Source organism: Bifidobacterium ruminantium DSM 6489 (assembly GCF_000770925.1).
Taxonomy (GTDB): domain Bacteria; phylum Actinomycetota; class Actinomycetes; order Actinomycetales; family Bifidobacteriaceae; genus Bifidobacterium; species Bifidobacterium ruminantium.
Genome location: NZ_JDTK01000049.1, coordinates 1 through 2,000 on the forward strand (window position 1 = coordinate 1; position 2,000 = coordinate 2,000).

The following is a 2,000-nucleotide window of genomic DNA, read 5'->3' on the forward strand; positions in this document are numbered from 1 at the left end:
TCCAAATGCCTCATATAAAGCATATCTTCAAGTGCGTCACACGCATCGTACATGTGAAAGACTGCTGTATTATGCTTATGCTCCTTAGGAAGTTCCCCATCATGGAAAATGCAAATGGAGGTAGTTGCAATATCTGTTTTTCCTCTAACCAATGCCTGATACAGGTGCATTATGTAATCAGGTGATACATAATCGTCACTGTCAATAAAGGAAATCAAACTTCCATGGGATCGGCGAATTCCATAATTTCGAGCGTCAGACAGTCCACCATTCTTTTTATGGAAAACACATATTCTTGAATCCGACAAAGCAAATTCATCACATAACGTTCCTGAATTATCAGTCGAACCATCATCTACAAGAATGATTTCAATATTCGTGTAAGTCTGTTCAACCACACTTGTCACACATTCGTGTAGATAAGGTTCAACGTTACATACAGGTATGACAACTGAAACTAGCGGATCCATACTGCTTTTCATTCCTTTTCAAAAAGTTTCAAATACATTGAAGTTAACTTCCGAGCATTCTCGGAAATATCATAGCCAGAGAACGCTTTATCAGAGGAATCAATCCGTGTTCCCGGTTCCAACGCCGATATAAAAGAACTCCATTCTTTGTACGATTCTGTAGTCATAAACCTAGGGATTCCCGTCACATCAACTTCTCGTGTAATTGCATCCGCGAACAAGCATGGAAGGCCGGCACGCTGCGCCTCAACACCGACTATCCCCAAACCCTCATAAAGACTGGGGAGGCAGAACACGTCGAATGCCTGATATAGGCGGTTAACGTCAGAGCGTTGACCGAGGAACAGCACATGATTCGCAATGCCAAGCTTTTTAGCATGTTGTTGGACAGCTGGCCTATCCGGACCATCGCCAACAAAGGCAAGCATGGCATTAGGTCGTTTGGGAAGTAAATCCGCAAGCACATCGACTAGGAACGTTTGGTTCTTCTGCGGCATGAAACGACCAACATGACCAATCAGCAACACATCATCCGCAACACCAAGTTCTTTGCGAGTTTCTTGGCGCACACCAGCATCAAAATGGAATTTATCCAATTCAATGCCATTAGGAATTACGGTAAAATCCGCATTCTTGCCAAACAGCCATTCTCCTGCATAGTGACTACACGCAAAACGCACTGTCGGATACACATTAGCGAACGGACGCAATACAAGCTTCATTGCATTCTTCGCGAACTCACCTTTGCCCATGGTCGAATGAGAATGCGCGATGCGAACAGGCACTCCAACTTTCTTCGCCGCTGATAGCGGGAACACACTTAGCGTGTTGATGTTGCTGTGCACAATCGGCCACTGCTGTTCACGCATCAGGCGAATCAGCTCACGACGGTAACGAATCGGATGCTGATACGGTGGTATACGGAATACACGACCACCTAAAGAGGTAATTTCCTCTTCAGGAACACGCGTGGAATCCTCATCGACAAGGAAATCGAACTGTACTTTACTACGGTCGATGTGACGGTAATAGTTCATAACTACGGATTCAACACCGCCGCCAACCATTTTACCGATAACCTGAGCCACGCGAATCGGCTTTTGATCTATTGCATTTGCTAAATAAAAGCCGCTACTGGCGTGTAAGCACTTTCGATTAGTATTGCTCGCCATTTACCCTCTTCTATCCTTGCAGAATGCTTTTAAGTATTTCATTTCCCATAGACGGGGTGAATGTGTCTAATACACATCGTTATTTTTTCATATTTGCAACGAAATTCCCGAAAAGCTCCATATAATTAAACCAATTCAAAAAAGATTAAAAACAAGGTTGACAAAAAACGCATTTCTCTCAAAGAACTGCGAGAACGTTCAAAAAATGTACTCTCAGCTGTGCGCATTCAAATACTTGTTTACCCTTGGGCATTTTTCTAAGAGTCTCCTCAAAAGATCTTTGCGTAAGTCCCCGTGGTGGTGTCTTGTTTTCGTCATGAAGACAGCTGGGGCCCGGTTCCGTTGAAGCATGGAACCG

Annotated in this window: 2 protein-coding genes; both read right to left on the reverse strand. The window is 44.0% G+C overall.

What is annotated here, in order from left to right; all coding sequences use genetic code 11:
* On the reverse strand, positions 1-482 hold a 482-nt coding region (locus OU26_RS09990; RefSeq protein ID WP_477004698.1), incomplete at its 3' end, for a glycosyltransferase family 2 protein.
* Positions 479-1,642, reverse strand: a complete 1,164-nt coding sequence (locus OU26_RS09280; protein WP_193345893.1) for a glycosyltransferase family 1 protein — start codon at positions 1,640-1,642, stop codon at positions 479-481. The genes OU26_RS09990 and OU26_RS09280, both read right to left, overlap by 4 nt.
* Positions 1,643-2,000: the final 358 nt, after the last annotated feature.

Excerpts from the sequence above, each read along its gene's own strand:
- OU26_RS09280 (WP_193345893.1), bottom strand. The coding sequence starts at position 1,642 with ATGGCGAGCAATACTAATCGAAAGTGCTTACACGCCAGTAGCGGCTTT.